At 27.7% G+C, this 26866-nt stretch carries 24 protein-coding genes, 1 tRNA gene and 1 riboswitch; of the genes, 10 read left to right on the top strand and 15 right to left on the bottom strand.

The features are described 5' to 3' along the window. Positions 1-157 precede the first annotated feature (157 nt). Positions 158-1213, top strand: coding sequence for an S-methyl-5-thioribose-1-phosphate isomerase (locus QZ288_RS09155; RefSeq protein ID WP_295158017.1), 1056 nt, complete (start codon positions 158-160; stop codon positions 1211-1213). 3 nt (positions 1214-1216) lie between these two features. On the opposite strand, the gene QZ288_RS09150 is transcribed toward QZ288_RS09155, so the two are convergent. Next, positions 1217-2671 carry a phosphohydrolase gene (locus QZ288_RS09150; protein ID WP_295158015.1) on the bottom strand — a complete coding sequence of 485 codons (1455 nt, stop codon included), beginning with the start codon at positions 2669-2671 and terminating at the stop codon, positions 1217-1219. A 160-nt stretch (positions 2672-2831) separates the two neighbouring features. Between QZ288_RS09150 and QZ288_RS09145 the strand changes: the two genes are divergently transcribed. The 5 genes from QZ288_RS09145 to pth (QZ288_RS09125) all read left to right on the top strand — a co-directional run bounded on the left by QZ288_RS09145 (position 2832) and on the right by pth (QZ288_RS09125) (position 5981). Next, positions 2832-2903: transfer RNA gene (locus tag QZ288_RS09145), tRNA-Gln, on the top strand. A 26-nt stretch (positions 2904-2929) separates the two neighbouring features. After that, a complete protein-coding gene (locus tag QZ288_RS09140) occupies positions 2930-3883 on the top strand; it encodes a ribose-phosphate pyrophosphokinase (RefSeq protein WP_295158013.1) in 954 nt (317 codons plus the stop codon). Positions 3884-3900: 17 nt separating this feature from the next. Further along, complete coding sequence (locus QZ288_RS09135) at positions 3901-4485, top strand: 50S ribosomal protein L25 (protein ID WP_295158010.1); 585 nt, start codon at positions 3901-3903, stop codon at positions 4483-4485. 24 nt (positions 4486-4509) lie between these two features. After that, the gene (gene pth / locus QZ288_RS09130) at positions 4510-5103 is read left to right on the top strand and encodes an aminoacyl-tRNA hydrolase (RefSeq protein ID WP_295158007.1); all 594 of its coding nucleotides are present in this window, start codon (positions 4510-4512) and stop codon (positions 5101-5103) included. Then, positions 5097-5981: an aminoacyl-tRNA hydrolase gene (pth, locus tag QZ288_RS09125; RefSeq protein ID WP_363322979.1), complete on the top strand. Its 885-nt coding sequence runs from the start codon at positions 5097-5099 to the stop codon at positions 5979-5981. Before pth (QZ288_RS09130) ends, pth (QZ288_RS09125) begins: the two co-directional genes overlap by 7 nt. A gap of 20 nt (positions 5982-6001) precedes the next feature. On the opposite strand, the gene QZ288_RS09120 is transcribed toward pth (QZ288_RS09125), so the two are convergent. Next, positions 6002-7078 carry a SpoIIE family protein phosphatase gene (locus QZ288_RS09120; protein ID WP_363322978.1) on the bottom strand — a complete coding sequence of 359 codons (1077 nt, stop codon included), beginning with the start codon at positions 7076-7078 and terminating at the stop codon, positions 6002-6004. A gap of 170 nt (positions 7079-7248) precedes the next feature. Here QZ288_RS09120 and QZ288_RS09115 point away from each other — a divergent pair, with 170 nt between their 5' ends. After that, entirely contained in the window at positions 7249-8145 is an 897-nt protein-coding gene (locus tag QZ288_RS09115; protein WP_295157998.1) for an N-acetylneuraminate lyase, read from the top strand. 75 nt (positions 8146-8220) lie between these two features. Next, on the top strand, positions 8221-8685 hold the full coding sequence (locus QZ288_RS09110) for a YhcH/YjgK/YiaL family protein (protein WP_295157995.1): 465 nt from the start codon (positions 8221-8223) through the stop codon (positions 8683-8685). Positions 8686-8771: 86 nt separating this feature from the next. On the opposite strand, the gene QZ288_RS09105 is transcribed toward QZ288_RS09110, so the two are convergent. The 6 genes from QZ288_RS09105 to QZ288_RS09080 form a co-directional block, all read right to left on the bottom strand. Beyond that, positions 8772-10520: an NADH-dependent [FeFe] hydrogenase, group A6 gene (locus tag QZ288_RS09105; protein WP_295157992.1), complete on the bottom strand. Its 1749-nt coding sequence runs from the start codon at positions 10518-10520 to the stop codon at positions 8772-8774. A gap of 31 nt (positions 10521-10551) precedes the next feature. Beyond that, a complete protein-coding gene (locus QZ288_RS09100; RefSeq protein WP_295157990.1) occupies positions 10552-12240 on the bottom strand; it encodes a NuoF family protein in 1689 nt (562 codons plus the stop codon). 23 nt (positions 12241-12263) lie between these two features. Then, a complete protein-coding gene (locus QZ288_RS09095; RefSeq protein ID WP_295157987.1) occupies positions 12264-12752 on the bottom strand; it encodes an NAD(P)H-dependent oxidoreductase subunit E in 489 nt (162 codons plus the stop codon). Between the two features lie 236 nt (positions 12753-12988). Then, the gene (locus QZ288_RS09090) at positions 12989-13873 is read right to left on the bottom strand and encodes a DUF4261 domain-containing protein (protein WP_295157984.1); all 885 of its coding nucleotides are present in this window, start codon (positions 13871-13873) and stop codon (positions 12989-12991) included. 386 nt (positions 13874-14259) lie between these two features. Further along, on the bottom strand, positions 14260-15540 hold the full coding sequence (locus tag QZ288_RS09085; protein ID WP_295157982.1) for a cell surface protein: 1281 nt from the start codon (positions 15538-15540) through the stop codon (positions 14260-14262). Between the two features lie 13 nt (positions 15541-15553). Next, the gene (locus QZ288_RS09080; protein ID WP_295157979.1) at positions 15554-16837 is read right to left on the bottom strand and encodes a sialidase family protein; all 1284 of its coding nucleotides are present in this window, start codon (positions 16835-16837) and stop codon (positions 15554-15556) included. 671 nt (positions 16838-17508) lie between these two features. Here QZ288_RS09080 and QZ288_RS09075 point away from each other — a divergent pair. Then, on the top strand, positions 17509-17733 hold the full coding sequence (locus QZ288_RS09075) for a hypothetical protein (RefSeq protein WP_295157977.1): 225 nt from the start codon (positions 17509-17511) through the stop codon (positions 17731-17733). A gap of 32 nt (positions 17734-17765) precedes the next feature. Here the strand turns inward: QZ288_RS09075 and QZ288_RS09070 are convergent, their stop codons facing one another. The 3 genes from QZ288_RS09070 to QZ288_RS09060 all read right to left on the bottom strand — a co-directional run bounded on the left by QZ288_RS09070 (position 17766) and on the right by QZ288_RS09060 (position 20970). Next, entirely contained in the window at positions 17766-18878 is a 1113-nt protein-coding gene (locus QZ288_RS09070; RefSeq protein WP_295157974.1) for a hypothetical protein, read from the bottom strand. Positions 18879-19044: 166 nt separating this feature from the next. Continuing rightward, complete coding sequence (locus QZ288_RS09065; protein ID WP_295157972.1) at positions 19045-19644, bottom strand: hypothetical protein; 600 nt, start codon at positions 19642-19644, stop codon at positions 19045-19047. Positions 19645-19647: 3 nt separating this feature from the next. Continuing rightward, complete coding sequence (locus tag QZ288_RS09060; RefSeq protein ID WP_295157970.1) at positions 19648-20970, bottom strand: AAA family ATPase; 1323 nt, start codon at positions 20968-20970, stop codon at positions 19648-19650. Positions 20971-21118: 148 nt separating this feature from the next. On the opposite strand from QZ288_RS09060, the gene purH reads away from it, so the two are divergent. Continuing rightward, positions 21119-22648 carry a bifunctional phosphoribosylaminoimidazolecarboxamide formyltransferase/IMP cyclohydrolase gene (purH, locus tag QZ288_RS09055; protein ID WP_295157967.1) on the top strand — a complete coding sequence of 510 codons (1530 nt, stop codon included), beginning with the start codon at positions 21119-21121 and terminating at the stop codon, positions 22646-22648. Positions 22649-22805: 157 nt separating this feature from the next. On the opposite strand, the gene QZ288_RS09050 is transcribed toward purH, so the two are convergent. The 4 genes from QZ288_RS09050 to QZ288_RS09035 form a co-directional block, all read right to left on the bottom strand. Further along, positions 22806-23216: a rhodanese-like domain-containing protein gene (locus QZ288_RS09050; RefSeq protein WP_295157965.1), complete on the bottom strand. Its 411-nt coding sequence runs from the start codon at positions 23214-23216 to the stop codon at positions 22806-22808. Between the two features lie 77 nt (positions 23217-23293). Continuing rightward, positions 23294-23953 (bottom strand): TenA family protein, encoded by a 660-nt coding sequence (locus QZ288_RS09045; RefSeq protein ID WP_295157962.1) that lies wholly within the window; start codon positions 23951-23953, stop codon positions 23294-23296. Positions 23954-23977: 24 nt separating this feature from the next. Further along, complete coding sequence (locus QZ288_RS09040) at positions 23978-25588, bottom strand: peptide ABC transporter substrate-binding protein (protein WP_295157960.1); 1611 nt, start codon at positions 25586-25588, stop codon at positions 23978-23980. A 155-nt stretch (positions 25589-25743) separates the two neighbouring features. Continuing rightward, positions 25744-25850: riboswitch (TPP riboswitch) on the bottom strand. A 102-nt stretch (positions 25851-25952) separates the two neighbouring features. Continuing rightward, the coding region (locus QZ288_RS09035) for a BspA family leucine-rich repeat surface protein (RefSeq protein WP_295157958.1) at positions 25953-26866 on the bottom strand (914 nt) is incomplete at its 5' end.

The following is a 26866-nucleotide window of genomic DNA, read 5'->3' as shown; positions in this document are numbered from 1 at the left end:
CAGCTAATAACTTTAGTTATTAGCTAATTTAAAGCGAGTTTATAGCTAGCAATAAAATAAAAAACTTGTGAGTGCCTGACATTCGCAGAATGGCAGGGGGTATTAACGAACAAGTTTTTTATTAGTAAATAAATAAATTATTATTTTAGGAGTTTTTATGATTAATAGGGTAGATAAAGAATTAGCTTTTATGCTTCAATTTGAAAATATAGCTTGGTATGATGAAGGGTGCGTTAAAATATTAGACAGAAGAGTTTACCCTAATAAAGTAATTTTTGCAGAGTGCAGAACTCATAAAGAAGTTTCAAAAGCTATATCAGATATGGTAACTCAGAGTGCAGGACCTTATTTAGCTGTTGCTATGGGTATGGCATTGGCAGGCTATGAGTCCAAGCATTTAGATGTAAATGACAGAATAGATTTTTTAACTAATGCATGCAGTACTTTAGCTAATTCAAGACCTACTACAAGTAAAAGAATGATGCTTATAACTAAATCTTGTTTGGAAAGAGGCATAGAGGCTATAAAATCAAATAAAGACCCTATAGAAGCTATGTTTTATAGAGGTATAGAGCTTTCTACAAAGAGATATTCTAAAATAAAAAAAATAGCAGAAAATTTAGTATCAATGTATCCTGATAAAGGTACTATACTTACGCAATGTTTCGGCGAATCTATAGTAGGATTTATGATACAGGAATTTCAAAAAAGAAATAAAGATATAAAAATAGTATGTGCAGAAACCAGACCTTATTTTCAGGGTGCAAGGCTTACAGCTACCGTAGCTTATGAACAAAATGCTGATGTTACTGTGATAACTGATAATATGGCAGCTTATACTATGCAGCATAAGAAGATAGATATATTTACTTCTGCCGCTGATTTAATATGTTTGAATGGTGCAGTTGTTAATAAAATAGGAACTTTTCAAATAGCTATAGCGGCAAAATATTTAGGAATTCCATATTTTGTAACTGGAGCTCCAGATAAGGACTGTAATGGACTTGAAGATGTTCATTTTGAATTTAGAGATGAGAAATTTGTAACTGAGGCTATGGGTATAAAAACTGCTAAAGAAGGAGTAAAAGGTTTTTATCCTGCATTTGATTATACGCCTCCTCATTTGGTTAGTGCTGTTGTAACAGATTTAGGCATATATTCGCCTTATGATGTATTTAAATACTATATTGGAAATGATGAAGGAGAATATTAATAATTATATTTTTAACGGATTTTGTATATTTTCCTTTTTTATATCTATTAAAAAATCTATGAATAATTCAAATAATATAGGGTCTAATTGAATTTCTTTAACTATATAATTTTCATATATGAAATTTACAGCATCTTTTATATTTATTCCTTTTCTGCCGTAAATCTTTTGAGGCATTACAACTGTATCAAATATATCAATTATTTCAAGAACTTTGGCTGGAAAAAATGCTAAGCTTTGTAATGTTTCTATATCATAAATGCTGTCGGAAACAAGCCATATAGGATTGATTTGTTTATTTTCTTTTAAGTATTTTTCCTTTATAACTTTTAATATGCTGTATCCATAACCATAATACTCATGATGCATTCCGACTATTAATGCTATATCATCATTATAGTTTCTAAACAGCTTTAAAAATTGATATCCGTTAATAGCATGCGAAGTCGATTTTTTAATATATTCTCTTGATTTATTAATATGTAAATAATCAAGCTTTTTTATTTTTACCATATCATGCCAAAATACTCCTGAAGCAAAATTGGCTATATTTTCTAATGGTATTTTCCTAAATCCGTTTTTAAAAATATTATCAAATTTAATATTTTTTCTATTTATTTTATACTTTTTAAAAACATTTTTATAATAATGAGAAAATTTCTTATCAAAATTTATAATGGTTTTAAGATTTAATTGATTTTCTATCTGTTCATTATAATAAATCATAAACTCTATAAAGGTTAGAAAAACTCTGTTGCTGTGTCCTATAACATTTCTGCATTCAAAATTATTAAATCCATAAAATAAACTGATATTAGGATATATCTTATGCACAAGTTTTGTAACAGATAATATTAAGCTGTTTTGTATATATCTAGTATCATAAGATGTAACATTATCAAAATATTCCTGATTTATTTGATCTTTTGCTGCATTTACCAAATGAATTAAATTTACTCTTTCTATAAATGCAAGCTCTGTTATGATATCTAATATATACTGTATAGCATTAGGATACAATTTATCATTATAGTATTGATTTAATATATCAATATAATTTTTTAAAGATACAGCTCTCTCTTTAGGAGTTTCTTCTATAATGAGTTCTAATATTTCATATTCAAATTTTTTTGTATTTTCAGAATCAGGCAGACAGTCTTTATATACTTTTAGAAATTGATTGATATGTTTTATCTGTCTGTATTTATCATTCTTTTTTTGTTCTAATATTAAATCTATTATTGATTTTGAAACTTTATTAATGTAAAAGTTATTGAATATATTTGAGTTTATATATGAATTATCCAAAAGCATATCAATTTTATAGTTCGGCATAATCATATACATATTATCATTACTTGTGCATATAATTTCAGATGTATTAAATTTTATAATATCTGTATTATTTTTTATGAAATTTAAATCTATTGGAATATATTTATCCGAATCTACATTCATAATTTAACCTTAAAATAATTTAATATATCATATATTATTTTTATTTTTTATCAATAATTTTTAATATAATTTTTCAAAAATATTATTTAAAGGTATTGACAAATTTTATTTATATAGTAGAATATAAAACTCATAGAACTAGAAAAAGTTATATTAATAATGGGGTGTCGTCAAGCGGTAAGACAATTGGTTTTGGTCCAATTACTCGAGGGTTCGAATCCTTCCACCCCAACTTTTTTCTTGAATAATGGTATTTAAATGGGAATAGCAGACGAAATATTAATATTAAGCGGTACAGCAAACCCTCAATTGTCAGAAGATGTTGTCAGTAATCTTGGATTAAAATTAGGTAATATGGAAATAAGAAAATTTGCTGACGGCGAAACTTTTGTACAAATAGAAGAGACTGTTAGGAATAAAGATACCTATATAATACAGCCTACAGGACGTCCTTCCAGCAGTGAAAATTGGATGGAGCTTTACTGTATTGTTGATGCTTTAAAAAGAGCCAGTGCCAAAAGGATTACAGCAGTTATACCTTATTACGGCTATTCTAGGCAGGATAGAAAGAATGAGCCTAGAGTACCTATAACAGCTAAATTAGTTGCTAATCTTTTGTCGGAGGCAGGTGCTCATAGAGTTTTAGTTTTAGATTTACATGCGGCACAGATACAGGGTTTTTTTGATATTCCTGTAGATCATATGCTTTCTAAAAATGTATTTTTGGATAAAATAAGAAAAGATTTTGATATGTCTAATTCTATTATAGTTTCTCCTGATATAGGAGGAGTCGGAAGGGCTAGGGCTATAGCTAAGCAGCTTAATCTTGATATAGCTATAATAGATAAAAGAAGAGACAGAGCCAATGAATGCGAAGTAATGAATATTATAGGTGATGTTAATGGCAAAGATGCTATTATTATAGATGATATAATAGATACAGGCGGTACTCTCATAAAAAGTATGCGGGCTTTAAAAAAGGCTGGTATGAGAAGAATATATGTATTTATAACACATGCAGTATGTTCTGGAGATGTTTATGAGAGAATTAATGCAAGCGATATAGAAAAGCTTTATATAACAGACAGCTTGAAAGTTATGAAAGATAGATTAGGAAGCAAAATAGAAGTTCTTTCAGTTGCTCCTGTTATTGCTGATGCTATCAGACATATTCATATGGAGCTTTCTATCAGCGTACTATTTGATAAGTAAAATAAAAGGAAAGAAAAATGAGTGAGAATTATACTATTAAAGCTTTACAGAGAGATACTAAATTTAAAAGTGCCGGACGTAAATTAAGAAATGAAGGCTATGCTTTAGCTACTCTTTACGGAAGAGAAAATCAATATTCTATTGCTGTAGAGTTAAAAGAATTTTCTAAAGTTTTTTCTTTAGCAGGACAGCATGATATAATCACTTTAGATATAGAAAATGATAAAGCTAGAGAAGTTTTAGTAAAAGATTATCAAATAGACGGCATTAAGAGAAATATTATGCATATTGATTTTTATGAAATTGATAGAAATAAGAAAATAAAAACTTATGTTCCTATTCATATAGAAGGTACTCCTGAAGGCGTTCGCTTAGGAGGAGGTACTTTAGAGCAGGTTGAATACGGTTTGAATATAAAAGCATTTCCTGGTTCTATACCTAGAGAATTGGTTGTTGATGTTAGCGAGCTAAAAGTAGGAGACAGTCTGCATATTAGAGATATAAAATTTCCTGAGGGGGTTGATCCTGTGGGTGATTCTTCTAAAGCAGTTGTTACTGTAGTTACTACTCAGGAAGAAGATAATAAAGGTGCAGAGGCATAAATATAGTTCTAGGATTACTATTATATGATGAAATTAGTAATGGGACTAGGTAACCCTGGTGAACAGTATAAAAATCATAGACATAATGTAGGATATATGATTTTAGATAGAGTTGCCAAAAAGCTTAATGTAGAACTTGATATAAAAAAGAAAAAAACGGTTTTCGGAAAAGGCAAGCAAGGTAAAATAGAGTATCTGCTTCTAAAGCCTCAGACTTTTATGAATCTTTCTGGGGAAGCTGCTCTGTATATGGCAAGCTTTATGAAAATTACCGTTGAGAATATTATAGTTATATATGATGATACTGATATACCTATAGGGGAATTTAGAGTTATACCTTCGGTTAATGATGAGGCTGAATGGGATATAGATGATTCTGATATAGATCATAATGGTGTTATTAGTATAAGAAAATCCTTAAAAAGTTATAATTTTACTAAAATCGGTGTTGGTATAGGGGCATGTCCTGAAGATGAGGAGAAAGCTGATTTCCTTTTAGCTCCTTTTACAAAAGATGAAAGAAAAAAGATTAGAGATATATCCGAAAATATTGTAGATGCTGTATGCATTGCTTTGTTTGAATCCCCTCAGCTGGCTAAAAAGAAATATTCATTATGACTAAATTAATTGTAGGACTTGGAAATCCGGGAGAGGAATATAAGAACCATAGGCATAATGTTGGTTTTATTCTAATAGATAAAATAGCTGAAAATTTCAATATTAGTTTTGATAATAATAAAAAGAAATCTTTATATTCGAGGGCAAAAGATAAAAATATAGAGTATATACTTCTAAAACCTCAGACTTTTATGAATCTTTCAGGGGAATCTGTAATATATATATCTAAATTTTTTAATATAAAACCTGAAGATATAATAGTAATATATGATGATATGGATATTCCTTTCGGTACTTTTAAAATAAAAAAAGGCGGAAGTTCTGGGGGGCATAACGGCATTAAAAGTTTAATATCACATTTAAAAAGCGATGATTTTACAAGAATAAGGGTAGGGATAGGAAGACCTCCTTCAGGCAAAAAAGTTAATGATTATGTGCTTTCATCTTTCAGTAAAAAAGAGAGAGAAGAATTGAATACTGCAATAGCTGATGATATTATTGAAGCGGTTAAAATATCTTTATTTGAATCTCCTATAATAGCCCAAAATAAGTATAATAAAAAAATAAAGAGCAAATCAAAAGACAATAAGAATATGATTAAAATAGTTGCAAAAAATATTGTAAAAGAGGAAAATAAATCTAAGTTTATTGAAATAGCAAAAGAACTTATCATAAAAAGCAGGAAGGAAGAAGGCTGTATTTCATATAATTTGTATGAAAGCGTAGATGGAAAATGCCTTACTTTTATAGAAGAATGGAAAGATGAGAAAGCTGTAGAAATGCATAATAATTCAGAACATTTTAAGTCTATAGTTCCTAAATTAAATGAATTGGCAGAGGGCGATACTGATGCTGTTTTATATAAAGAAATTAAGTAAAGTTAAATATAAAAATTACTTTATATTTTTATTTTGAATGCTATTATAGTGAAATCATCATCGGGCGACATATATGAAAGATAATCATAAAAGTCTTTTTCTATATTGCTTATAATATTTTGTGCTTTGTTATTTCTATTTTTTAATAAAATTTTCTTCAATCTCTCTATACCATAAAAATCATATTTATTTTTTGACCTTGATGCTTCTATTACTCCGTCTGTATAAAAAATTAATATATCATCTTTTTTTATATTTATAGCTTCTTCTTCATAATATGCCTGCGGAAAAAGTCCTATTATGGTGCCGCCTTTAGTATATTCTTTTATTTCAGAATTTTCTATTATTAGTATAGGAGTATGAGAGGCATTAGAATATTTTATAGTTTTATTTTTCAAGTCAATCTCAGCTGCTATCATAGTTAAATAATAGTTTATGGGCATTATTTTTATTATATAATTATTTACATCATATATAAAAGATGCAGGAGATTTGAATGATTTTGCTATATTTCTAAAAGCTGTTTTAAGCATAGCAGTTATAATTGCAGCTTCTACTCCGTGTCCGCTGATATCTGAAATTATAAATAATATCCTATCATCATCAAGATGAATATAATCATAAAAATCACCGCCTATATCTTCAAGAGGCTTGTATAATGATGCTGATTCTATTACTTTATTATTAGGCATTTTTTTAGGCATCATATTTTCCTGCAGTTTTCTAGCTTTTGCCATATCTTTTTTATATTGTTTTTTTATTTTATCCAAAACATTATATCTGCCTAATATATAGCTGTTTTTTTCTTTTAAGTCTATTATTGCTTTTTGATAATCATTTATTATTGTGCTGTCTGTTTTTTTAAACTTATATATTTTATTTTCTGACTTTGCTTCTTCAGATTTTTTATATTTTTTCATTAATTTTATATATAATATAATTATAGGAACTAATGATAATAAAGCTAAAACAGAATACAGTATAAAAATAAATTTATTTTCATAATAAAAAACAGAAATTATATTTAATAATAAAAATAGCACTAGAAATACTATAGAAATAAAATTAAGAGTTATTAAATTATATTTTTCTTTCATACATATATAGAATAAAAATCATAAAACTGTAAAATTACTGCTTTTAATAATAGATTATAACAAAAACATTTTAGTTTGCAAATATTTTTTATAAAATAATGAATATAGATATTGCAAAAAATCAGCTTACTTTATAGAATATAATTAATTTATATTTAAGGAGAAATAGTATGAATAGATGCGAAGGTATATTATCTGCACTAATGACGCCATTTAATAAAAGTGGAAAATTAGATGAAAAAGTATTAAGAAAATATGTAAGGCATAATATTGATATTATGAAGACAGACGGGCTTTATGTATGCGGTTCTACAGGCGAAGGACTTCTTATGTCAAAAGAAGAAAGAATGGCTGTTTTAGAAATAACTAAAGAAGAAGTTTCGGGAAAGATTCCTCTGATAGCACATGTAGGCACATTGAATCTTAATGAAGCTTGTGAAATGGCTCAAAAAGCAGAAGAATTAGGGTATGATTTGATATCTGCAGTTACACCATACTATTATCCATTTTCATTTGCTGATATTAGTAAATATTATAACACTATATTAAAAGCTACTAAAAAAGTTCCTTTAGTGATTTATTTTTTGCCTACTCTTTCAAATAATAAAATTTCTTTAGATGAATTTGGAAAATTATTTGAAGATAAAAGAGTAATGGGTATTAAGTATACTTCTTCCGATGTATTTTTATTAGAAAGATTGATACAAAAATATCCTGATAAAATGATGTGGGCTGGCTTCGATGAAATGCTTATAGCTTATGCATCTTATGGCTTAAAGTCTGCAATAGGTTCTACTTACAATATTCAGGCTCCTTTAGCTAAAAAAGTTATAAAGGCAGTTGATAATAAAGATATGGGAAAAGCTTTAAAAATTCAGCATGATATGAATGATATTATTACAACTTTACTGAATGTAGGAATATATCCTGCTCTTAAAGAATGCATTACTTTTTATGATCCTTCTGCAGTAGCCTATTGCAGAGCACCTATGGGCTCTAAATCTTTAGGTAAATCTGAGAAAAAAATATTGAAAGATATGTTCGATAAATATTTATCAAAATTATAATTAACATTATAATTTTTGTAAGTTTGTTCCCGAGTACATAGACAGATTAAATAAAAAGGTGAAAAGGATTTATTTATGATATTAAAACCGATAAAAAGTGAATTTAATGAAAATTTTCATAATTCTATTTGGAAAGCTAAAAATTATATAAGAGATCATTATGATGATTTAAAAAAATTATCTAATGGCAGGCATAATCTCGATAATGAAATATGCGAAGGTGCTTTTATTAATGTTACAGATTATGATAATAAGGATAATCCTCCTTGGGAATCGCATTTAAAATATGTTGATATTCAGATAATTTTTGAAGGTTCTGAAGATTTTATAATAGCAAATACTTCTTCATTAAAACCAAAATCTTATGATGAAGATTCTGATTATCATGATTGGGAAGGAGAGGGCAGTGTTCGTTTAACTTTATCTCAAGGAGAGATTTTAATACTGCTTCCTTATGATGCCCATAGGGTAGGGCTTCCTCCTAAAACAGGAAAAAATCATGTTAGAAAAGGTATAATTAAAGTTCCTTACAAATCTTAATTTATAAAGTTTTTTTATAATTAAAAAATTAGATATTTAATAATAAATAAAAAGCACTATATATTATAGTGCTTTTATTATTTTTATTATTTAGTATATTTTTCTTTAGATTTATATTCAGTATGCAAAAAGTGATGAGCTTTTTCACCAAGAGGCTTACCCAAATAATCATCATAGAGTTTTTTAAGATTTTCATTATCATGAGAACATCTATGTTTTACAGTTTGTTTATCTTCATCGTATAAGCCTTTAGCTCTATCTATTCTAGTTTCATTTGTAGTACCATAAGGCTGACCGCCGCCCCCTACACATCCGCCCGGACAAGCCATAACCTCTATAAAGTTATAAGGAGGATTTTCGCCTTTTTCTTTAGCAGCTCTTATTTCCTGCATTACAGTATCAACATTGTGAAGTCCATTAACAACAGCTATTTTTACATCTTTATCCAATACTTTTACAGAAGCTCTTTTTACTCCTTGTAAGCCTCTTACATCATTAAACTCAACATTAGAAAGATTTGAACCAGCTATAATATTATAAGCAGTTCTCAAAGCAGCTTCCATAACTCCGCCTGTAGCACCGAATATAGTTCCTGCACCTGAATATTCTCCTAATATACTATCTGCTTCTTCAGGTTCTATACCTGCAATATCTATACCATAATGTTTAATCATTCTTGCAAACTCTCTGGTAGTAATTACAACATCAACATCTTTGTACCCGCTTGAATGCATAGTATCATTTTTTCTTATTTCATTCTTTTTAGCAGTACAAGGCATTATAGATACATTAAATATAGTTTCAGGGGCTATATTAGCTTTTTTTGCATAATATGTTTTAGTCATAGGAGCAAGCATCATATGAGGAGATTTAGCACTTGAAACATTATCAAGCAAATCAGGATAATATTCCTCTATATATTTTACCCAAGCAGGACAGCACGAAGTTGTCATAACTGATGTTCCATTGCTTTCAGTAAATCTTTTTACAAATTCATGTGCTTCTTCAACAATAGTCATATCGGCACCGAAATTAGTATCAAATACAGCATTAAATCCCATTAAACGCATAGCTGCATATATTTTTCCTGTTATATTCTCTCCGGGCTTAAGTCCGAAATATTCTCCTAAAGCCACTCTCACAGAAGGAGCCATTTGAACAGTAACATAAATATTAGGGTTATCAATAGCATCTTGAACTTCTTTAGTTTGATCATATTCATATATAGCAGCTACAGGGCAGTGAGAAGCACATTGTCCGCAGTCTACACAAGTAGAATCTTTTAAAGAAACAGCACCGGGAGCAAAGTAAGTATCAAAACCTCTATTAATAAAGCCTAATGCATGTACATTTTGCATTTCCTGACAAACTACTACACATCTTCCGCATTTTATACATTTTTCAGGATTAAGCACTATGCTTCCGGCTGATTCATCTTTAGGGTGATTCTGCTTAATATTATCATATTTTGAATTTCTAACTCCGAAATCAGCAGCAGCAGTTTGAAGTTCGCATTCTCCGTTTCTTATGCAGTTTAAACAATCATTAGGGTGGGCAGATAATACCAATTCTAATACTCCTTTTCTTATGGTATTGATTTCAGCATCATGAGTTATTATATCCATACCATTTTCAATAATACTAGAACATGCCCTTGTATATTTATTTTTTTTATTGGCTAATTTTACAATACATATACCGCAGGCTGATGTAGGCGGTATATCTGGGTGATAGCATAATGACGGTATTTTTATGCCTAATTTTTTAGCAGCCTCTAATATAGTAATACCTTCTTCTGCTTCTATAGCTTTGCCATTAATCTTTATTTTAACCATATTTTATCTCCTTAATTATTCGCTGATACTATTAATTTTTCTTTGGAACGGGAGGAGTGAATATTCCAGCTATATATTCTTCTTCAAAATGTTTTAATGTAGACATTACAGGATTAGGGGCTGTAGAACCTAATGCACATAATGAAGCATTCTGCATAGTTAATGCAATATCCTTTAATTTTTGTATGTCGCTTTCTTTGGCTCTTTTCTTTGTAAATTTTTCTAATATTTTAAGCATCTGCATGCCTCCTATTCTGCAAGGCACACATTTACCGCAGCTTTCATCAACGCAGAAACCAAGATAAAATTTAGAAAAATCTACCATATTTGTATCTTCATCAATAACTATCATACCTCCTGAGCCCATCATAGAGCCTAGTTCCAATAAATTATCAAAATCAATATTTGTTCCGAATAATGATTCAGGTATTATTCCTCCTGAAGGTCCTCCTGTCTGAACTCCTTTTACAAATTTATCATTAGGTATTCCGCCTCCTATATCAAATACTATTTCTCTAATAGTAGTTCCCATAGGCACTTCAACAAGTCCTGATACATTAACATTTCCTGTCAAAGCAAATACTTTTGTACCTTTTGAATTTTCTGTACCAATAGAAGCAAACCAATCTCCGCCGTTATTTATTATAGCAGTTATATTTGCAAGGGTTTCAACATTATTAATAACAGTAGGATGTTCAAATAAACCTTTTACAACAGGGAAAGGCGGTCTAGGTCTAGGCGTTCCTCTCTTTCCTTCTATAGAAGCAAGCAAAGCCGTTTCCTCTCCGCATACAAAAGCACCCGCACCAAGTCTTATATCTAAATCAAATGAGAAATCACTTTCTAAAATTTTCTCTCCTAATAATCCGTAATCATAAGCCTGCTTCAATGCTATTTTTACTCTTTCAACAGCAAGTCCGTATTCAGCTCTTATATATAAATAACCTTTATTTGCACCTATAGTATATCCTGCTATTGTCATTGCTTCAATTACAGAATGAGGGTCTCCTTCAAGTATGCTTCTGTCCATATAAGCTCCGGGGTCTCCTTCATCAGCATTACAAACTATATACTTTTGCTTATCTTCAGCTTCTTTTGTAATCTTCCATTTTTTCCAAGTAGGAAATCCCGCACCTCCCCGTCCTCGAAGAGCAGAAATTTCTATTTCTTTTAGTACATCATCTGGAGTCATTTCAAATAATACTTTGGAAAGTGCTTTATATCCGTCATTGCCTATATATTCATCAATATTTTCAGGATCTATCATTCCGCAGTTTTTTAATACAATCCTTTTTTGCTTTTGATAAAAATTAATTTCTTTTGAAAAATTTCTATGCTCTCTTTGCTCTTTATAAAGTATTTCTAACAGCAGTTCATTTTTTATTATATGCTTTTCTATAATATCTTTTGCATGTTCAGGCTTTACATGAGTATAAAAAACTCTGCCCGGCATAATTTTTATAACAGGTCCTTGACTGCAGAATCCGAAACAGCCTGTTTTTACTACTAATACTTTATCGCCTATACCGTTTTTTTCAGCATACTCTCTTAATAATCTTACTATATCATCGCTTTTATTGGATTCGCAAGCAGTTCCTCCGCATACTAAAATATGATATTTATTAGATTCAGATAATTCATCGCCTTTTCTTAAGCCTATTTCTTTGGCTTTATTGATTCTATGTTCTTCTAGTTTGTTTTTATTTAATTTTTCTGCCATTTTTATGCTCCATTACGATTTTTCTATTCTTTGCTTTCGATAAATTTAGATATATCATCAGCGGTTACTCTTCCTGAAACTTCTTCATTAAATGTTATTACAGGTGCTAAACCGCAGCAGCCTATACATCTGACTTCTTCCAGCTTGTATTTTCTATCAGCTGAATATTTTTGATCGCCTTTTAAATTTAATTTTTTCTTGATTTCTTCTACTAATTGTCCGCCGCCTTTTAAATAGCATGCAGTTCCCATACAAACAGCTATATTATTTTCAGCAGGCGGTTCTAAATTGAAATAGTTATAAAATGTAAGAATCTCATAAATTCTAGCAAGCGGTATATTTATCTCTTCTGATACATATTTGGCTGCATTTCTAGGAACATAGCCGTAATGTTTTTGAATACCATGACATATCATTATAAGATTTCCCTCAGCATTCTTCCAATTCTGAACTAATGATTTTATTTCATCATCAATTTCTTCTTTAGTTAATAAAGAAACATCCTCACTCATTACATACCTCCGTTGATACAATACCTATACAGCTTTTATTTTTATTAAAAAAAGTTTTAATAATAACTGTCATAGTATTTTTTATATTTTTTAGTATATTAACATTAGTTTTTTACCGTTTATTGATTATATTTTATACAATATATATGATATATATATCTTATAATAATAAACAATACGAAATAATATATAATAATTCTTATTTTATTGCAACAAAATTATACAAATTATTAATTTTATCTTTTTCCTGAAGCATACTCTAAGGTATTAATATCGAGTATTTCTCTATACGGCTTTAACAAAGATTTTTCATATTGACATTTCCATTGTATGTTTTTATTTTCAAATATGCTTTGTATAGTATCTCCGCTTTTTATAATATCTCCGTTATCAAATATATAAGCAGCAATATTTAAAGCATGACTTATTACATCATTAACATTTAAATTATGAAAATGATACTGTATATCAGGCAGTCCTATAGCATATAATCCTAATGTATCTACTATAATATCATTAGAATTCTGTACATTAAAAAGTCTTATATTTACTCCAGAAAGCATAAATCTGAAATCTTTAGGATAGCTGTTATTAAGTATTTGATTAGGTAAAAGGAGTTTTCCGCTTTGTTCATTATATACAGCTATACAGTTATCAAACAGACTTAATGCTGTATAAAGCCAATTATTAAGCAATGCTGTTCTATCTTTATAATCTAATCCTGCAGCTAAAAAATCGCTAAGCATTATTTCGTAATTGCAGTTTTTTATAAGTTCTTTAGGTTCTTTTATATCCCACATTTGGCTATAATAATAATCGCTTATTGAAGTATAATCAAACTCCATAGCATCAGGCATAAGTATTTGAGCTGGAACTTCTTTTTCATCTTTATATTTTACTTTCAAATCATTTATTGCTATGCTGTAAATACCTTTATCTGATGATACTGTATCAATATCTTTATAAATCTTTCTGATTTTCTGCTTTAATAATTCTATATTCGGTAATTGAGGTTTTTCTTCAAATAATAGTTTGTAGAAATATACATGTGAAAAATCAGCTTCATCATGATTTATAACTTTATGATTTATATTCGGATTAACTTCTTTTTTATCTTTCATATTAAAAAACTCCTATAATAATGAATATACCAAAAATTTTTAACTTTGTCAAAATAATTTTATATTTTGTTTTTGTATATAGTGCAAATAACTATTTATACTTATATATATTAAATCAAATAAAAATATTATATTTTAATACTAAATTAATAATTAATCAAATATATAAAATGTGTTTGGTATGTTTTAAGACTATTTTTTATATTTAGATTTTTTATCTATTTCTTACATAATAATAAATATATATTTACAAGGCTTATAGTTAATATACTTTTTAATATGATAATTTTGTTTATAATTAAATAAAATATTATTAAAAAATGGATAAAAATAATATGTAAAAATATTATGTTTTTACATACTATTTTATCCATTGAAATGTTACTTTAGAAATACCAACTTATACCTGTTTTACCATTTAAAACAAATTTTGTAGAAACACCAGTAGAAGCTAAATTACCAGCTACAGTAGCACCGCCTGTTTGAATTTCTGTATACCATTCTAATTGAGGTACAGGTCTTAATGTTAATTCTCCATAAACAACATATCCAAATGTATAAAAAGGATTATTCCTTCTATAATGAAGTCTAGAATCTTCGGGATAATTTTCATAGCCTTTTTGATATATATCTTTAGCATTTATAACTGTTAAAGATAAAGCAGGTTCAAAATAGAAAATCATTTTACCGTCATCAGAAGAAGCTCTAAAACCAACAGGAAAAGCTATACCAATTCTATAAGGCTCTTTAGCATAATATTCGTCAGGGATAGAGGCTATATATCCGCCGCTTAAGGTGCCAATTGCTGAAGCCCCAGATGTACTAGTAGAAGCAGCTCCAGATCCTGTTTCTTGTGAAGGATTAAAGCCTTTAGCTGATACATCAAAGCTGTCAAATACATCATAAAGATCGCTTGCTCTTAAACCTTTATAAGTAGTTTTTAAAGCTGTATCAAATCTTACCCTAATTATAGGTTCAATTATAACATTAGGTGTATCTACTTTGAAGTACATTCTAAATTCTCCGCCAATGGATTGCTGAGTAAAACTAGCATTTGGTTTATCAATAGCTTCAATATATGCATTGCCATAATTGAAAAAAAATGTTAAATGCCCCAAGTATGGCTGATTTTGAAAATAATACTGTCCTTCAATAGCAGTAGAAACTACAATAGTACCTTCTAAATCATCTTTTCCTGCAAGTACACTTTTTATATAAGAAGTACCTCCGACACCTATAGAAATAGGAATGTTTATTTTAAAATTATCATTTAAAGCGGTAGCTGTTATACTAGGAGTATGAACCATATATGTAGGAGATTTCCAAGTAAACTCATATCCTACTCCAATACCAAACAAATCAGAATCATAACCGAATGCGGCAGAAACAGAAGGAACAAATTTATCTATTCCTTTATTATTTGCATCTTGACTAGCAGGTTCCCCAGTATTATGTAATATTATACCGCCTGATATTCTATCAGCATCTGTCAAACCAACTGCAAATCTCCAATTTCTAGTACCAGCGAGAACACCAAATCTATCAGTTCTAATTTGAAGCTGATTTGAATGTACAAGAAAATCTATCATATTTTGGGATTTAAAATATCCAAAACCTTCTATATATAAAGCACTTATTATACTTAATATTAATATTAACCTTTTCATATTTTAGACCGCCTTATCTATTTATTCCATAATAATCTTCATCAAAAGTATCTTGAAGGTCTGTTATCCAAGCAACATTAAATCTTCTAAACATCATAGTATATCCTAATTGGTCGCCATGAGGAGGTTTAGTATTATTAGGATTACTTTCTTCAGCAAATGAAACTAATGTACCATCTGGTAATTTGTCTATAGAAGAATAACAAGCAAAACTTGGCTCTAAGTATTTTGAAACAGAAGGATTCCAAGTTTTACCTTCATCATAACTAATAACAACTCTCAGCCCTTTTCTATTAACTGTTCCATTACCATCACAATTAATATGAATTAATCTATCTTTTTTATATCCATCTTTTATAGATGTTAAAACAACACCTTCAGCATCAACTCTTGTATCTTTTAATTTTCCCATTTGACTAGTTACATCCTGCCAGCTTACTCCTCTATTATTTGATTTATAGAATATTCTATCACCAGCCTGATCGGGTCTTACAGACATCAGCAGACTGCCGTCATTTAATTCTGCTATTACTTTTGGTTCATTAATTTTTTTACCTGGATTTATTACAGTTAAAACCGTCCAATTATTACCATTATCTTTTGATTGCATTACTCCTATTTTTGTAAATGCAGTCATAGTAGCTCCTCCTAATAATAATGAACACATTAAAGTACCATCTTTCATTGTTAAGCTTTTACCAGAAGCAACAAAAAACCTTGATATAGTGTTATCTTTACTTTTTAATTGCTCACCTATAGAATCTCCTATTTCTTTCCACTTACTCCAAGTTTTACCGTCATCTGTACTTTTAGACATAGCTATTCCAGAACTAGAAGCAGTTTGTTGTCCGAAACCGCCTTTTGAAGCACATAGAGCTACTAAAGAACCATCAGCACATGAAAATAGTACAGGGTCGCTATGAGATTCTGTAAGAATTGATGCTCTTTCAGGTATATGATACGGATTAGACCAAGTTTGACCGCCATCTTCGCTTCTTCTAAGAATTATATCTATTTTATCAGATCCATTTACTCCGATATCTTTTACATTTTTTCTGTTGTCGGCTAAACAAACTATAGAACCTTTTTTAGTTACAGCTATTGCTGCTATTCTATAAATTTCTCCATTACCAGATGTAAAAAGTGCCTTGCTTTGCATAAAAGCTTTTTTATGATCTTCAGGTTTTAACCACCAATCTGCTGATAGATTAGGCTTGAATTTTTCTCCTGGTCTGCAAGAAATTGACAATACTAATGCACTTACTAGTACAAAAGCTATGATTAAAATTTTTTTCATAGTATAAACTCCTCTATAAAAATAATATTTATACGACAAGCATTTAAAAGATAAATGCCAGATAGACTTTTGAGGAAACAGCAATTTAAAATATTTGATAAAAAATTAATGAAAAAACCGTATTTTTTAAAATATTTAATAAATGATGTTGAAAAAAAGATTGGAATATTGTAGTATTGTTTTCTATAAAATAGGTGATATTTACAATGAGAATAATTTACATTTTGGGTACTGTACTGTACTGTACTGTACTGTACTGTACTGTACTGTACTGTACTGTCTTATTTTAATAACTTTTCGGTAAAGATTACTAAAAAATACCATTATATTTCCATTTTATAAATTTAAGCTCAAAATGTTCACGAGAGCATTTATATTAAAGTATAATCAAATTATAACCCTTTTTCAAATTTATTTTCTATTTTTTATAAATTTTTGATATAATTTCCAAATTTATTATTAAAAATTCATATTAACATATATTTAACTTTAATTTAAAGTAAAATTTAATTTTATAAATTAGAATATTTTATATATATAATTACAATATAATTTTTATAAAATATAAGATATGTATAGGTATGTACCAGAGAGCATACTATTTATAATAATTTACTTAAGAATGAAAAAATTTCAAAAGTTTATTATAAGGTATAGCCAAAGAAAAAATTGTGAAAATTTATACTATATATGAGATTTTAAATTTTACTAAAAAAGAGAATATTAACTTAACTATAGTAGGAAGCGAAGAAATGCTTGTATACAAAATAGCTAAAAAATTTGAAGAAAATGAACTTGAAATATTCGGATTAACTTCTTTTTTATCTTTCATATTAAAAAACTCCTATATAATAAATATTACTATATTTTTTAATAAAAGCAATTTATTATTATAGAAGTTTTTTATATTATAACAAAATAAAATTATTTATTGCTTTTTTACAGGTACTAAATATGTAAAATCAAATTGTAAAGTCTGATCATATCTTATGCCTATTTCATTTTTTTCATTAAGGAATAATCCGTTATAAAAGCCTAGTCCTAAAACTATTCCATTATCAAATATAAAATCCTTCTTAATATTAAGCCCAAAATAGAAAGGTACTCTGTAAAACGGATCTCCTTCAACGCTTATAAATTTATGCTTTTTATTTATATACCAGCCTGAAACGAATATTATAGGCTCTATCTCAAAATAAGTTTTTACAGGTATTGTACCTCTCAAGAAAAGTCCGTGTCCGAATACTCCGGCTTCATTATCTCTGTCAGCTAAATTATAAGAAGCCATATAAAGTATAGATAAATAATAGCTGTTAATACCTACAGCACCTACATAGTTTTCTGTAATAGCAGGAGAACCTTCTACAAAAGGATATTCATGTCCGCCATTATGCCAATAGTGTATAGCAGCATAAGGAGTTGCTATATTATGTGCAAAGTCCATAGAATATGTAACTCCTACATCGAATCTTTCTCTATGCTTGGCATTATGCTGTATCTGCCAATTCATATATATTTCGCCTTTTCCTCCTTTAAACCATTCAAAAGATGCTCCGTATTCATAATAGCCATGAGTAAAAGGATCATTATATTTATAACTTTCAGGACCTTTTGATATTAAAGTATTATCAGGAGTAGCTCTTACAACAGGAGTCATATCCATTAAAGGGTCTCTTATAGGAGAGGGAAGATTATGCCCTCCTGTCATAGTTCCTATTCTTAAAGAAATATATTCATTAGATAATTGTGTTGTAACTACAGGAAAAACTCTTATACCTTGAGGAAATTCAAATGTAAAAGGAAAGAATACTGAAGCTCCTACTCTTAAAGTGATAAGATCATTAAATTTTATATCAAAAGCACCTTCAGTGAAATTTTCAAAGTATGTTAATGTTGTTCTTGTATCCTGCCATAAAGTGTTTTCAGCATTATAGGCATAAGAACTTGTAAATAATCTGAAATCTACAGTTACTGCTGTATATAATACCCCCCCCTTGTTTATAATTAAAAGAATAATAAAAAAACGAAATGCATGTTTCATAAGCTACGCCTTACTTTTGATAAAATATTGTATATAAGCGAATAATACATACAATACATATATTTATTATAACATAAAATTAAAATTATGATAACTATTTTATAAAAAAAATTGCGGCGGGCGGGATTTAGTATTGATGCTTATTATACAGACTTTTTTAATTGCATTATTTTTTTATAGTATATTTGTTATCTAAACAAAATTTAATAAACTCATGCATATTTGAATAATTTTTAACTTTTAAAAGTTTTTTATAGAATTCTTTTTGTTTAACTTCATTTTGCATCCATTTTGTCATTAATTTTTTATATCCTCTTTTTATTTCTTTACTTGTTTTTTTTCTAATATCAATTAATTTTGCCTTATAAAAAACATCTTCTAATTTTTTATCATTATATATCGGTACAATATATTTTCTTAAGTTTTTATTTTTAAACATATTCTTATTTATAAATTCAGATCTCTGCTCAGGAGTACAATCGTCTGTATCCATTATTATAAAAATTTTAAAATTACTGATAATTTCATTATTTTCATAATCAATTAGATTCCCATATTCTTTTATAAAATCATCATAATTATCCAATTTATGTTTTTCTAATTCATCATATAAACTAGTAATCTGTATAGATGTACCGCCATTATCTCTAGAAATAATTCTTATATTTAATTTAAGCTCAGCTTTAATGACATCACAAATATCTTTTTCTGATCCACCATGACATATTACTAATGCTTTGAGATAATTTTTATTAATAACATACATATGCTATTTCTCCAATATATCTTCAAAATTTATACCTGAAGTTATAGGAATGCCATTGTATATTCCATTTAAATATCTTTTTCTAAAATTAATATTAGGGTGTTCTTTTTCATAATTTTTTATAGGAATTAGTACTTTATTGCCAATACTATCTATATTAAATACATAGATAGAGCTTTTATCTATATCAGATTCTAAAATAGTTGTATTATGAGTTGTAATAAAAAACTGACCATTTATATTATTAAATAGAGAAATTAATATCTCTGAAGTTAATAAATCATGAATACCACTATCTAGTTCATCTACAGCTACTACTCTATATATTTGTTCATCTAAAGAAGCTAGTAAAAATGGGAATAATGTTAATAATTTTTGTGTACCATTTGATTCTAAATCAAAATTTACATCTATCATTTTTCCATATACTCTTTTTTTAAAAAATAAATTATATAATATTTTATCTTCCTTATTTTTTTTCTTATAAAATACTTTTTTTACATCGCTATAAATAGAAGTAAAAAAATCATTCAATATTTCTTCAGTGAATTTTAGTTTATATTCATCATTTTTCTTTATAATTCCTTTATCCATATTCACAACTACATCTTTTAATGATGATATTTTACCTACCTTTATATTCTTATTTTTTTCAAGATGAATTGACATAGATAAAAAATATTCTATAACATCAAAAATATTTTTTTTAATGTTATCATATATATATTGTTTTGTTTTATCATTTCTTTCAAATAATAATATTGATAAAAATGAATGTTTACCCCAAAATTTATCAATTAAATCTTTTATTTCACTATAATATTTTTCTTTAAATAAAGATTTATTGATATATTTTTTTTTACTATCTATTTCAAAATAAACTGTTTTATTTCTAGTTAATGTATATTCTAATTTTTCTTTTACTATGTTTTTATTGTCTGTTTCTATGTAATATACCCCATTTCTATATTTTTTTGTATCTTTATCCTTTAATGTGAATCCAAATTCTAAAACCATATTACTTTTTGAATTAATTGTTTTTGAATCATTAATAATATAATCTGTACTTTTAAATATATCTTTTATAATATCTAAATTATTTTTATTATCTAAATTTTCATTTATCAATTTATTAATTTTATCATAATGTATTTTTGTATTTAATGTTTCAAATAAAGTAAAAAATGAATTTATAAAATTAGTTTTGCCAGCTCCGTTTTCCCCGTAAATTATAATCATTTTTTTAGGATTATTTTTTGATGATGTTAAATCTACTTCAAAGTCAACTAATGATTTATAATTTTTAAGTTTTACATAAGTAAACATCGTATTTTATCCTTTATTTTTTTAATTTTTATTACATTTTATCATAAATTTTGCAAAAATCAACTTTAAATATTAATTGTACTTTACAATAACATATTTTATATTATAATTGATTTATTATTTTTAAAAAAGATTTGGGAGCTTTATAATGATAAAAAGAGCATTAATATCTGTATTCTATAAAGACAAAATATTAAACTTTGCTAAGTTTTTAATTTCAAAGAATGTTGAAATAGTTTCTACAGGAGGAACTTATAAATATTTAAAAGAAAATAATATACCTGTTATTGAGGTTGCTGAAATTACAGGAGCTAAAGAAATGCTTGACGGCAGAGTAAAAACTTTAGACCCTAAAATACATGGAGCGATTCTAGCTATAAGGGATAATCCCATTCATATGGAAACTATTAAAGAGAGAGGAATAACTCCTATAGATATGGTAATAGTTAATCTTTATCCTTTCTTTGAAAAAGTACAAGATGATAATTTGAAATTTGAAGAAAAAATTGAGTTTATAGATATAGGAGGACCTACAATGCTTCGTTCTGCTGCTAAGTCTTTTAAAGATGTTGTTGTTATAAGCGATGTTAAAGATTATGATTTAGTAAAAAATGAAATGGAAAAAGGAGAAGTAAGTTTTGAAACAAAAAAATATTTAGCTTCTAAAGTATTCAATTTAATTTCTGCTTATGATGCTGCAGTGTCTGAGTTTATGTTTAATTCTTTGGAAAGCAAAGAAGATAAGAAACTTAATTATTTGAATATGTCTTATGCTTTAAAAGAAGAATTAAGATACGGAGAAAATCCTCATCAAAAAGCAAGCTATTATGTTTCTGCTATAGATAAAGGTTCTATGAAAGATTTTGAGCAGCTAAATGGAAAAGAACTTTCATTTAATAATATCAGAGATATGGATATAGCTTTGAAAATAGTATTAGAGTTTGATGATAGTAAAAATGAGTATGCATGTTCTGCAATAAAGCATTCTACTCCTTGCGGTGCTGCTTTAGGTTCTAATGTTTTGGAAGCTTATAATAAAACCTATAATTGCGATTCTACTTCTATATTCGGCGGAATAGTGGCATTTAACAGTGTAGTAGATGAGGCGGCTTCAAAAGAACTTATTAAAATATTTTTAGAAATTGTTATTGCTAAAGACTTTACTCCTCAGGCTTTGGAGATATTAAAAACTAAAAAGAATTTAAGAGTAATAAAATATAAAACTAATACTAATGATAAAATTAATCTTGTTAAAGTTGATGGCGGATTGCTTGTTCAAGATGAGGATAATACTTTAATAGAAGATTATAAAGTTGTAACAGAGAAAAAGCCTACTGAAGAAGAGATGAAAAATTTAATATTCGGAATGAAAGTTGTAAAATATGCTAAATCAAATGCTATAGCGGTAATAAAAGATTTTATGGCTAAAGGTATAGGAAGCGGGCAGACTAATAGAATTTGGGCTTGCGAAGATGCTTTAGAGCGTGCAGGCGACGGTATTGTAATGGCATCTGATGCTTTCTTCCCATTTAGAGATGTTGTTGATGCATGTGCTAAGTACAATATTAAGGCTATAATACAGCCCGGAGGTTCTATGAGAGATCAGGAATCAATAGATGCCTGCAATGAACATGGTATTGCTATGATATTTACAGGTATAAGGCATTTTAAACATTAGTAATTTTTTTCTAAATTAATGTTTTCTTTATAAAAATATTTTAGCGAAGTTAATTTTTTTATCAGCTTCGCTTTTTATATTTAAATTTTTTAATAAATATATTTTCATTTGAATGAGTTTTTTATTAATTAAAATATATTTATGAATAAAATATAATTTATTTTAAATATGATGAAAGCTGAAAATATCCTGCATGAGTAAGATTATTAATATTTGTAAATCCTAATTTATACATACGCATACAGGCTGTACTAGAACGATTTCCGCTTGCACAATAAACTATATACTCTTTATTTTTATCTAATTCTGACATTTTTTCATTGAATTTAGAATCATCTAAAGGAATATTTATACTGTCTTTTATATATCCGCTTTGCTGAACTTCCATATAGCTTCTTACATCTATTAATCCTATATTTTTACTATTTTTATAAATTGAAACAGCGTCATTTACATTTATGTTTTTAAATTTTCCTCTGCTCATTATATTAAATATAATTTTTCTTGCAGCACTAAGTATTATAAAAGTTAATATAAGCCCTATTATTAAAGTTAATTTATTATTCATTTAATATATACCCTCTATATGTATATAAATATTATAGCATATAGAAAAGTAAATTTCAATTAATTTATTTAAATATTTTATATATTATAAAAATCATCTAAATTATAAGCATCACTCCAAAATCTGTATTCCCAAATAAAAGCGATGTCAAAAACAGATATCATTTTCGCTTTCACGCTATCAGATGCATTATTGTATAAGTTATCAATAATATTAATCATATTTTCAGCTGCATTTGAAAACTCTTCATCAGCATAAGTATCAATCCATTTTCTATACGGATTATTTTTAATCTCCGCATTTTCTTTTATGTGTTTACCTAATTCATTGTATATCCAAAAGCAAGGAAGTATAGAAGCAGCAGCAGTTTCAAAAGCTTCAGTATGAGCGGTATTAATAAGAAAACTTGTATATCCTAAATTAGCAGCTGTAATTTTATTCGTACTTTCAAATTGAAAAGTATCTCTAAAATATTTATGCACAATTTCTTCTTCTACTATATAAGAATTAACAGATGATTTTAGAAAAGCTAATGCATAATCTGTATTTTCTGTTTTTGAAGAAATTACAGCAAGAGTTTTAGAATAGTATTTTAAATATATACTGTCTTGTTCTATATAATATGCAAATTTTTTCTTGTCTAGGCTTCCATTCATAAGCTCTTTATTAAAAGGCATATCAATTATTTTTTTATATATGCTGTCATTCTTTTTCCAAACTATTTCTGAAAATTTCATTTTACTCTCCTTTTATTTTTTATATTATTCTTCTAAATAAGCATAATTAAATTTATATCTTCCCAAAGGCTCATCAATATAATTTTTTAATTTAGGATTAACTATTAAAAAATCTGTTCTGTATATTAATGGTATAATAGGAACTTCATCAAATATTATTGATTCAGCTTCTTTTAAAGCCTCAATTCTTTTTTGTGCATTTGCTGAAACAGATGCATATTCTATTAAATAGTCATATCTGGCATTAGAAAATCCTCCGTAATTTATATCACTATAGCTAGTCATAATTTGAAGCATAGTAAGAGGATCATTATAATCGCCAGTCCAGCTTGTTCTTGCCATTTGATAATTTCCAGATTCTCTAAAGGGCAAAGTAATTTTTGATTCTTCTGTTCTTACAATAATATTTATATTAAGAGTATTTTTCCACATCTCCTGAATAGCTTCCAAAACTGTAGTATAAAAGCCCGATGATACTTTTACTTCTAATATTGGAAAATTATCGCCGTTAGGATATCCTGCATCCTGCAATAATTTTTTTGCTTCTTCTATATTACTGCTATAATTGTTTGCTATTATATAATTGCTGCTTTCTTCTCTGAAAGATTTTTCAAGTCCTTTTACTGCAGGCGGTACAAATGCCTCTGCTGCTATTAATTTTCCGTATCCTATATTTGATGCTATATAATTTCTGTCTATGGCAAGTGATAATGCTTTTCTTACTCTTTTATCTGATAATGCTTTATCTTTTGTATTTAAATCTAAATAGTAAACTCCTATAATATCGCTTACAGCCATTAAATTATCTTTTATTAAATTTTCTATCTCACCGATAGGAGGGGCATTGATAGAAAAATCTACATCTCCTGTTCTAACTGCATTTAGAGATATATATTCATCAGCTATTAAAACAAAATTAATTTTTTTAGCCGATTGATTAGTATAATTCCAATAATTAGTATTGATTTCAAATACAAGTAATTCTTCAGGCTTTCTTTCAGTCATTATATAAGCACCGTTTCCAATATAATATTCAGGCTTCCAAGTCCAATCATCTGCATATTTTTCTATTATATCTTTTCTCACAGGCATATAAACTCCTCCTGAAGCTAGTATATCAGTGAAGTATAAAGCAGGTGCTTCAAGCTCTATTACAAGAGTATTTTCATCTATTGCTTTTACTCCAAGATTTTCTACAGGCTGTTTTCCTCTTATTATGTCTTTGGCATTTTTTATATATTCCATTAAATAGCTTAAAGGAGAGGCAGTTTTAGGGTCAGCTGCTCTTCTATAAGAATAAACAAAATCATCAGCTGTAACTTTTTTTCCATCGCTCCATTTAGCATTATCTCTTAAATGAAATATGTATGTAAGACCGTCTTCGCTTATTTCCCATTTTTCTGCAGTTCCTTCTATAATGTTGCCGTTTGTATCTTTATTTAGAAGTCCCTCAAAAGCATGATTTATATAAATATATCCGTAAGTTTCATCATTTAAAGCGGGGTCTATACTATTAAGTTCATATCCAAGATTAACAGTAATTTCATCTTGTATATTTATATTTTTTCTCTGCTCTTTTTTGCAGGATATAAATAATAAAAATAATAGAATAATAAATTTTAGTTTTGAAGTCATAAAAAGCTCCTTTAATTAAAAATAAAAATAGAGATTTTTATAACGCCGTTTGTCTTGTTTTATCAGAAATATATAGACTTTATTTTATTTGTTTTCATTAAAAAAATAATTTAATAAAACAAGACCAACTTTAGAAAAGGTCTCATTTTATTAAAATAATAAAAGAGATGATTCCCTACGCTGGCATTACCCAAACAGGTTATAAGGGTCGAAGTTTTTATGAACTTCCTCTCAGCCTTTTCAAGCTCCCCGATTTTTAGAAATGATACAATATATCTATTTTTTTAGCAATAATATTATTAATATTTATTGAAATAAATACAATAAATATTTTAATATAGCCTAATCTTTATATATCTGCAAGCTATGAATAATCTGTTTTATGCAGTATGCAGTTAATTAAATTATTAGATACTTTCCAATTATCTAAACTCTGCTTAAAACTGTAAGCTCCACTAAACATATTCTCCATATTTTTAACATTAGATACATCCCACTTATCCAAAGGCTGATTAAAACTGTAAGCTCTGCAAAACATATGGCTCATATCTTTAACATTAGAAACATCCCAATTGTTAAGAGGCTGGTTAAAACTTTCAGCACCAGAAAACATAGCAAACATATTTTCTACTTTAGATACATTCCAGTTATTTATATTTTGATTAAAACTTTCAGCATTTTCAAACATACATCCCATTTCTTCTACTTTAGCAGTATTCCAGCTATTCAAAGGTTGATTGAAATTAGTACAATCTGTAAACATGTTTTCCATACTTTTTACATTAGAAGTATCCCAGCTGTTAATATCATTGTCAAATTTTTCAGCCCCATAAAACATATAGCTCATATTTTCAACATTAGAAACATTCCATTTATCTAAAGGCTGATTAAAACTTTCAGCATAATTAAATATACCTTCCATATCTTTTACTTTGGAAACATCCCAATTATTAATATCCTGATTAAAACTGCTAGCACTAAAAAATATATACCTCATATTTTCAACATTAGAAACATTCCATTTATCTAAAGGCTGATTAAAACTTTCAGCACAATTAAACATGCATTCCATATCTTTTACTTTGGAAACATCCCAATTATTAATATTATGATTAAAACTTTTATTGAAATCAAACATGAAACCCATATCTATAACATTTGAAGTGTCCCAAGTTTCTATACCTGAAAAATCTTTTCTATTACTTCCTATAAATAAATTACCCATATTAGTAATCAAACTTGTATCAATACTTCCGAGATTAATATTCTCATCTCTTA

The sequence above is a fragment of the uncultured Brachyspira sp. genome, assembly GCF_910578695.1.
Lineage (GTDB): Bacteria > Spirochaetota > Brachyspiria > Brachyspirales > Brachyspiraceae > Brachyspira.
Note: the sequence above shows the minus strand (reverse complement) of the source record. Positions and strands in the feature narration are given on the sequence as shown.

What these genes read in the sequence shown, in the direction of transcription:
- QZ288_RS09120 (WP_363322978.1), bottom strand. Translation starts at nt 7,078, where the DNA reads ATGAAAGAAAAATATAATTTAATAACTCTTAATTTTATTTCTATAGTA.
- QZ288_RS09045 (WP_295157962.1), bottom strand. Translation starts at nt 23,953, where the DNA reads ATGAAATTTTCAGAAATAGTTTGGAAAAAGAATGACAGCATATATAAA.
- QZ288_RS09040 (WP_295157960.1), bottom strand. Translation starts at nt 25,588, where the DNA reads ATGACTTCAAAACTAAAATTTATTATTCTATTATTTTTATTATTTATA.
- QZ288_RS09150 (WP_295158015.1), bottom strand. Translation starts at nt 2,671, where the DNA reads ATGAATGTAGATTCGGATAAATATATTCCAATAGATTTAAATTTCATA.
- QZ288_RS09065 (WP_295157972.1), bottom strand. Translation starts at nt 19,644, where the DNA reads ATGTATGTTATTAATAAAAATTATCTCAAAGCATTAGTAATATGTCAT.
- QZ288_RS09135 (WP_295158010.1), top strand. Translation starts at nt 3,901, where the DNA reads ATGAGTGAGAATTATACTATTAAAGCTTTACAGAGAGATACTAAATTT.
- QZ288_RS09100 (WP_295157990.1), bottom strand. Translation starts at nt 12,240, where the DNA reads ATGGCAGAAAAATTAAATAAAAACAAACTAGAAGAACATAGAATCAAT.
- QZ288_RS09140 (WP_295158013.1), top strand. Translation starts at nt 2,930, where the DNA reads ATGGGAATAGCAGACGAAATATTAATATTAAGCGGTACAGCAAACCCT.
- QZ288_RS09155 (WP_295158017.1), top strand. Translation starts at nt 158, where the DNA reads ATGATTAATAGGGTAGATAAAGAATTAGCTTTTATGCTTCAATTTGAA.
- purH (WP_295157967.1), top strand. Translation starts at nt 21,119, where the DNA reads ATGATAAAAAGAGCATTAATATCTGTATTCTATAAAGACAAAATATTA.
- QZ288_RS09090 (WP_295157984.1), bottom strand. Translation starts at nt 13,873, where the DNA reads ATGAAAGATAAAAAAGAAGTTAATCCGAATATAAATCATAAAGTTATA.
- QZ288_RS09050 (WP_295157965.1), bottom strand. Translation starts at nt 23,216, where the DNA reads ATGAATAATAAATTAACTTTAATAATAGGGCTTATATTAACTTTTATA.
- QZ288_RS09115 (WP_295157998.1), top strand. Translation starts at nt 7,249, where the DNA reads ATGAATAGATGCGAAGGTATATTATCTGCACTAATGACGCCATTTAAT.
- QZ288_RS09080 (WP_295157979.1), bottom strand. Translation starts at nt 16,837, where the DNA reads ATGAAAAAAATTTTAATCATAGCTTTTGTACTAGTAAGTGCATTAGTA.
- QZ288_RS09070 (WP_295157974.1), bottom strand. Translation starts at nt 18,878, where the DNA reads ATGAAACATGCATTTCGTTTTTTTATTATTCTTTTAATTATAAACAAG.
- QZ288_RS09105 (WP_295157992.1), bottom strand. Translation starts at nt 10,520, where the DNA reads ATGGTTAAAATAAAGATTAATGGCAAAGCTATAGAAGCAGAAGAAGGT.
- pth (WP_295158007.1), top strand. Translation starts at nt 4,510, where the DNA reads ATGATGAAATTAGTAATGGGACTAGGTAACCCTGGTGAACAGTATAAA.
- QZ288_RS09060 (WP_295157970.1), bottom strand. Translation starts at nt 20,970, where the DNA reads ATGTTTACTTATGTAAAACTTAAAAATTATAAATCATTAGTTGACTTT.
- QZ288_RS09095 (WP_295157987.1), bottom strand. Translation starts at nt 12,752, where the DNA reads ATGAGTGAGGATGTTTCTTTATTAACTAAAGAAGAAATTGATGATGAA.
- QZ288_RS09110 (WP_295157995.1), top strand. Translation starts at nt 8,221, where the DNA reads ATGATATTAAAACCGATAAAAAGTGAATTTAATGAAAATTTTCATAAT.
- QZ288_RS09085 (WP_295157982.1), bottom strand. Translation starts at nt 15,540, where the DNA reads ATGAAAAGGTTAATATTAATATTAAGTATAATAAGTGCTTTATATATA.